Source organism: Okeania sp. SIO2B3, from assembly GCF_010672525.1.
Taxonomy (GTDB): Bacteria; Cyanobacteriota; Cyanobacteriia; order Cyanobacteriales; family Microcoleaceae; genus Okeania.
In genome coordinates this window covers 20,193-27,701 of the sequence record NZ_JAAHGH010000101.1, presented here as the reverse complement: position 1 = coordinate 27,701, position 7,509 = coordinate 20,193, and the positions used below count along the sequence as shown (strand labels likewise).

4 protein-coding genes are annotated in these 7,509 nt (G+C 35.6%); 1 reads left to right on the top strand and 3 read right to left on the bottom strand.

Annotation, left to right across the window (positions count from 1 at the left end):
• Nucleotides 1-394: 394 nt before the first annotated feature.
• From F6K15_RS31750 to F6K15_RS31740, 3 genes are all read right to left on the bottom strand, one after another.
• Complete coding sequence (locus F6K15_RS31750; RefSeq protein WP_293069188.1) at nucleotides 395-2,206, bottom strand: ribonuclease J; 1,812 nt, start codon at nucleotides 2,204-2,206, stop codon at nucleotides 395-397.
• Between the two features lie 487 nt (nucleotides 2,207-2,693).
• Nucleotides 2,694-3,578: a 4-hydroxy-tetrahydrodipicolinate synthase gene (gene dapA, locus F6K15_RS31745; RefSeq protein ID WP_293069186.1), complete on the bottom strand. Its 885-nt coding sequence runs from the start codon at nucleotides 3,576-3,578 to the stop codon at nucleotides 2,694-2,696.
• Between the two features lie 390 nt (nucleotides 3,579-3,968).
• Entirely contained in the window at nucleotides 3,969-5,024 is a 1,056-nt protein-coding gene (locus tag F6K15_RS31740; RefSeq protein ID WP_375341101.1) for an aspartate-semialdehyde dehydrogenase, read from the bottom strand.
• An 873-nt stretch (nucleotides 5,025-5,897) separates the two neighbouring features.
• On the opposite strand from F6K15_RS31740, the gene tig reads away from it, so the two are divergent.
• Complete coding sequence (gene tig / locus F6K15_RS31735) at nucleotides 5,898-7,355, top strand: trigger factor (protein ID WP_293069182.1); 1,458 nt, start codon at nucleotides 5,898-5,900, stop codon at nucleotides 7,353-7,355.
• Nucleotides 7,356-7,509 lie beyond the last annotated feature (154 nt).

Below are 7,509 nucleotides of genomic sequence, written 5' to 3'. Positions count from 1 at the left end.
TTCCAATACTTGTTTTTCCGTGCTTATGGGGTTGATGATCACCACACAGAGGACATTCCATAATTATTTCCACAATTATGGGACTATATTCATCTGAGCATTCCCACACTTTCGCACAGGCACTACCGTATAACCTTACTCCTAAAAGATCCCAAATGGGTTCTATAAAGGTAGAGGGTTTTGCATCAAAAAGGTATAATTCCTTAACAAGCAGAGGTTCCAGCCATTTTTTGACCAGAAAATGTGTAAGTACTGGACTGTTTCATCTTAAATAGTTGCGATCGCAAATTTTTAAGAGATAACTTTCTCTAGTTACAATTAGTTACAATGACCAATCTAATGCACTATTTTAGCTGAAACAGTCCAGTAGGTAGTTAACTCCCAACTCTCAAATTTACGATGCTACTTTTGCAGTAGACCGACGTCTCCGTCTTCCCACTGGTTTCACTATAGGCAGTTCTTTTTTCTGTTCTACTTTCTCTTCTACATTTCTATCTTCTATATCTCCTGCTTCTGGAGTTTGCATTAAGAAAACTAGCAAAGGTTGACCTTGAAGTTCTCGTCTCAACATTCGCTGAACAGCACATTCAAGCTCATTTTTCAATCCAGACCAATCAACTTGAGTATTGTTTGACTTAGCATACTCAGACCAGTTATTGCTCAAACTTTTTTCTAATGTCTTGATCACCAGTTCACGCATTTGTGCTTTTTCCATAGCACTTACCACACCACGCAAATGTAACTGAGGTCTATCAATCAATTTACCATCAGAATTCAGTGCTAACGCTACAGTCACAACACCATCCTCTGCCAATTGCTGTCTTTCTTTCAGGATGTTGTCTTCAACCATACCAGAACGAGAAGAGTCTACCAGTTCAATACCAGAAGCTACTTGAGCTGCAACACGGATAGAATCTTGAGTTAATTCCACCACATCACCATTTTGTACCACTACCATATTTTCTGGAGGAACTCCCATACTTTGAGCAGTTTGACTGTGTTTAACTAACATCCGATGCTCGCCATGAAACGGTACAAAGAATTTAGGACGAGTAAGTGCCAACATTAATTTTTGGTCTTCCTGACAACCATGACCAGAAACATGGATACCCTTATCTTTACCATAGATCACATTTGCCCCTAACATCATTAGTTTGTCAATGGTATTAACAACAGCGATCGTATTACCGGGAATAGGGTTAGCAGAGAATACAACTGTATCTCCTTTACGAATTTTTATTTGTCTATGTTCGCCCTTAGCAATACGAGTTAGTGCTGACATTGGTTCACCTTGAGAACCTGTAGTCAGAATCAATAGTTTCTCATCAGGTAAACTTCGGACACTATGCAAAGGTACAAACAAACTATCTTCACACTTAACATAACCAAGATTGCGAGCATGAGCAATCACATTAAGCATTGATCGCCCTACTATTGCCACTAACCTACCATGTTTTTTCGCTAACTCTAGAACTATTTGTAATCTATGTACGCTAGATGCAAAGGTTGTCACCATCAAACGTCCAGGGGCGTTGGCAAATACTCGGTCTAAATTTGGATAAACTGACCTTTCTGAAGGCGTGAAACCGGGTACTTCTGAATTTGTGGAATCACTTAATAAGCAGTGAACTCCTTTTTCTCCATACTCTGCTAACCTTTGAAAATCAAAATTTTCTCCATCTACAGGAGTATGGTCAATCTTGAAGTCACCTGTATGGATAACTACTCCTACTGGTGTTGTGATAGCGACTGTAAAGCTATCCGCCATTGAGTGAGTATTACGAATATATTCAACACTGAAATATTTACCTAACCGTACTGTATCGCGGGGACGAACAGTCCTCAATTCTGTGCGATTTTGGACTCCTGCTTCCTCTAGTTTTGGGTAGAGTAAAGCCATTGCCAATCTTGGTCCATAAATGACAGGAATTTCTACATTTTTCAAATGGAAAGGAATACCACCAATATGATCTTCGTGACCATGGGTGACAATCATACCTTTGATTTTATGGCGATTTTCAGTCAAATAAGTTACATCTGGTAAGACTATATTTACACCATGCATTCCATCGGTAGGAAAAGCTAATCCTGCATCAAGCAGAATAATTTCGTCATCATATTCAAATACGCAGGTGTTTTTACCAATTTCATGTAGTCCACCTAGAGGAATAATTTTTAGGGCAGATGATGATTTCTTTCTTGTCATAATTATCCTATTTTTCTTGTTGTTAACTGTGAAAGATTTTGAATGATTGTTATGGCAGGGAACAGGGAACAGTGGGAAAAGCTTTTCTCTGTCTCAAATTCATCATCAATATAAGTCAAACATCAACTTGTTCCTTGCTATATACCAATTTGATAAATATTTGCTACAAATAGCTAGGCTATTTCTTAGGAGTCAGGAGAACCGAGTCAGGAGCGATTATCAATAGCTTTGATAACATTTTTTAGGTTGTAATTCATCTTTTTAGTCAAAGGGACATCTCCTGTAAATTATTTTTATTACCCTGAATTATTCTAAACATTCTTTTTTAAACTTGGCATTACTGATTTTTAATACCCATTAGTTAAAAGCAGAAAAACTAATCTCTTAAAATTAAAGATTTTAGGGATTTAGTGAGGGGGTAACTAAATCATTATTCAGATTGATTATATTTAATTTTCTGAAAAACTTTATTCCCCGTGAAATTGACTCATAATAAACCTAGTTGACCCATTTCTGCTGATAATTTTTCAGTTACTTCAGTTGGAGGGTCGCATAGTGGAGGGCGAGTAGAGCCTACTTTCCAGTTTAGCAGATTTAGTGCTGCTTTTACAGGAATTGGGTTAGTTGTTGCAAATAAAGCTTTGAATAAGCTGAATAGTTTGAGATGAATTTCTGTAGCAACTTGTACCTTACCTGTTTCAAATGCTACTATCATCTCTTGTAGCTGTTTTCCTACTAAATGACTGGCTACACTAACAACACCACTACCACCAACAGCCAAGAGTGGTAAAGTTAGGGAATCATCCCCAGAATAAATCTTAAACTCTGGTGCAGTCAAGTACCTAATCTGACTTACTTGGTCTAAGTTACCACTGGCTTCTTTAATCGCAACAATATTAGGAATTTCGGCCAGTTTTGCTACAGTTTCAGGAATTAGATTTTGACCAGTACGCCCTGGTATATTATAAATCATTATTGGCAATTCTGGGGTAGCTTGAGCGATCGCTTTAAAATGTTCATAAAGTCCTGACTGTGGTGGCTTATTGTAATAAGGTACCACCTGTAATGAACCATCTAACCCTAATTTAGCAGCTTTTTCGGTGGCTGCGATCGCTTCTATTGTGGAATTTGACCCAGTACCAGCTATTACTTTAGCTTTTCCTGCCACTGCTTTTTGAACTACTTGAAATAGTTTATATTCTTCTTCCCATGTTAAACTTGGAGACTCTCCTGTTGTTCCACATATTACTAATGAATCTGTTCCATTTTCTGTCAACCATATAGATAGCTTTTCTACTTCTTCATAGTTAACACTACCGTCTGAATTAAACGGTGTAATCATTGCAGTTATAACTTTACCGAAATCTACCACACTCTTTGCACTCCTTATGGTTTTTTTATAGCTTTGTTAGGTCTTATTCTTTTTTTTGGCCATCTTACTAGACCTAATTTTTTTCAGATTAACATCCCTTTCGCTTTACAGTCTCTCTGCAAATTTTTTTTTACAGTCTTTCTGCAATTTTTTTTTCTTTTTGTATGATTGAACTATTGTTAATTACCCATTTCATTACATTGTAGAAATAGGAACTAACCTTACCGAATAATTAAGGTTTAAAACCTCTTCTTTCAAGGAGAAACCAGAAAAAAATTTCATAATTAGTCAATCCTATCCGTTTTCAAGGAGAGGTTATTGTTAATTATTAATTATTAATTATTAATTGTTGAAGACTCTTTTTTTTCTTTTGTTTTCTGCACCCTGAGTCTAAACTGTTGCTGTTTCTACCCTCAACCAATGTTTTTCCACCAATAACTCAGCTATTTGCACTGCATTCAAGGCAGCTCCTTTTCGGATCTGGTCTCCACTTAACCATAATTCTAATCCACAAGGATGAGAAATATCTTGACGAATTCTCCCCACTAATACATCATCTTTACCACTTGCTTCTATTGGCATTGGAAAATAATTTTCTTGCCAATTTTCTACCAGTTTTATTCCAGGCGCTTGACTTAATATTTCCCTTGCTTTATCTACACTAAATGGTTGAGCAAATTCTAAATTAATAGCTTCTGAATGAGCGCGTAATACTGGCACCCTGATACAAGTTGCTGTAATCGGTATCTCGTTAGATCCTAATATCTTGCGAGTCTCATTAACCATTTTTATTTCTTCTTGACAGTATCCCTGCTCATTCAGTGGGGAATTGTGTGGGAACAAATTAAATGCTAATGGATAGGGAAAAATCTCTGTTCCAGGAGTTTTTCCTTCTAAGATTTCTTTGGCTTGAGTTTTCATTTCTTCCATTGCCCTTGCCCCTGCCCCACTTGCTGACTGGTAAGTGGCCACTACCAATCTTTTAATTGGCTGGACTTGATGCAAAGGCCATACAGCTACACACATTAATATTGTTGTGCAGTTAGGATTAGCTATTATACCTTGATGTAGAGCCGCAGCTTTTGGGTTAACTTCTGGAACTACAAGAGGAACTTTAGGGTCCATACGAAAGGCACTGGAGTTATCAATTACTATAGCACCAGCTTCTACTGCTTTCTTAGCCCATTCTTTTGATGTAGATGCACCTGCTGATGCTAGCACTAAATCTATATCTTTAAATGAATCATCTGTTACAGCTTCTACTTGTAAGTTTTGTCCTTTAAATTTTAGAGTGCTACCTGCTGAACGGGGTGATGCTAGTAGTTTTAATTCTGCTACTGGAAAGTTTCTAGTTTGCAGTAATTCTAACAACTCTGTTCCTACAGCCCCTGTTGCTCCTAATATTGCTACTTTGTAAAACTCTGACACATTTTTGTCCTCCTTCATTTTTCAATAATTTGATTTTTTTATAATGTTTGTAATTAAGTTTAATAGTTTTTTTATGGTCATTAATTTTACCTATTAATAGTTTGATCTAATTTGTTTATCTTCTGAATAACATATATTTTTTATTTTTATTAAACTTGATTATCATCTAGATTCTCTAATATACACCCCTCTTACGACTAGGTTAATATATATAATTTTCATCAACTAAGGATTAAGAAATAACTTGATATTTCATATATCACAGACATTCTATTTTATTAGAAAATAATAAATTGGATTAATACCATCAAAATATTTAATCAAACCAATATTTTTTCATACTACTAAATTAATTCTATACCTACTGACTGACTATCGTCAAATAAAATTAAAATCTTCTTACTAGATTTCGTTTTAATTCTTTGATAGAGTAGTTTTAGGTAATTATATTATTGCGGATATCTATATAAATAAAAGTATTAACATATCAATATTCATACAAAATACAGGAAAATCTAGAAAAATTCATCTTTAAATTGTTATCTAAATTTAATCAGTATAAATTATGATTATAGTCTAACAACTTGAGAATACTCAAATAAGAACTCAGAGTCATTTAATCTTGAAGTAAGTTGATTATAATACCATAATATGGTAGCTTTTACAAATAAAAATTATCAACTTACTGTGCCAATAGCTAGGAAAAAATAAAGTTAAAAAAGTCCTAAAATTAAAGCATTATTGGCGAAGGTAAAGACTTATAGTAGTAAGCTAAAAAGTATAGTGCAAGAAAAAGCAAGAATATTAAGATTCCCATAAATAATTATATAGCTTACTAGAATCATAGCCTATAATCTAAAACTTAGTTCTAACTAACTTAAACAAAAGCCGATGAAAGTTACCCAGGAAAAACTTCCAGCTAGCCAAATAGGTCTGGAAATTGAGATTACACCAGAAATGTCCAAGAATGCCTACGAACAGGTAATTCAGAAATATATCCGTTCCGCCAATATTCCTGGGTTCAGAAAAGGCAAGGTACCTAGACAAATATTGATACAGAGGCTGGGTAGAAATTATGTGAAAGCTATGGCCTTAGATAACCTAATTAATGATTGCTTAGAAAAAGCAAGAGAGCAAGAACAAATCAATGCAATAGGCCAATTTGACCTGGTTACAGAATTTGAAGAATTAGTAAAAGATTTTGAACCAGGAAAAGAAATGGCCTTCTCGGCCAAAGTGGATGTAGAGCCAGAGGCTAAAGTTAATGATTATAAAGGATTGGTGGTCAAGGCTGAAGAAGCTAAATACGACCAGGCTCAATTAGATGAATTTCTGGAAGAACGTCGCTCTGAAAAGGCCACACTAATTCCCGTAGAAGGAAGAGCTGCTCAGTTAGGAGATGTGGCAATAGTAGATTTTGAAGGTATAATCTCATCTGAGACAGAAGGAGAAGAGCCGAAAGAAGTTCCAGGAGGAAAGGCTCAAGACTTTCAAATGGAGTTGAAAGAAGGACAATTTATTCCAGGGTTCATTGAGGGAGTAGTAGGTATTAACCTAGAGGAAACAAAAGAAATTTCCGTTCAATTTCCTGAAGAATATGGTGAACCAGAGTTAGCAGGTAAGCCAGCAGTATTTACAATTACTCTTAAAGAACTTAAAGAAAAAGAATTACCAGAGTTGGATGATGATTTTGCTCAAGAAATTAGTGAGTTTGAAACATTAGCCGAATTACGGGAGTTCATGGAGAAAAAATTTACCAAAGAAAAAGAGGAACAAACAAAACAAAATAAAGAAATTGCCATTGTCAATGAGCTGGTGACCCATCTGGAAGTAGAATTACCAGAAACTTTAATTAAAAATGAAGTTCAGCAGATGTTAGCCCAAAGTGCCATGGAGTTGAGCCAGTATGGAATAGATGTTAAAGAATTGTTCAGCAGCGATAAATTGCCAGAAATGCAAGAGCGATCGCGGCCAGAAGCAATTGAGCGATTGAAAAGAGATTGGGCTATTAAAGCAGTGGCCAAGGAAGAGTCAATCGAGGTAAATGAAGAAGAGATTGTAGCAGAGTCAGCCAAAGTCATGGGACAGCTCCAAGGAAAGGATGTCGATCCAGATAGATTAAGAGAAGTAGTCACAGAAGACTTACTGAAAGAAAAAACAATCAAATGGTTGGAAGAAAATGGCACAGTAGAGTTAGTACCTGAAGGAACTCTAAATCAAGATTCAGAAATAGATGAAGCTACAGAAACTATTGTAGAAGTTGAGTCAGAGTCAGAAATAGATGAAGCTACAGAAACTATTGTAGAAGTTGAGGCCGAAACAGTAGCTACTGTGGAAAATCCTCAATAGTGAGCAAGAGTAACTAGACTAAAATTAATAGACATTTCCAATATTAAAAAATAAGATCGATTATCGTAGGAGACGCAACTATTAACCAAAAACCTTGTTAAACCTATCCATTTCCTTGATTTTTGAGTGTTCAAAATCTCAAAAATAGTCCTAA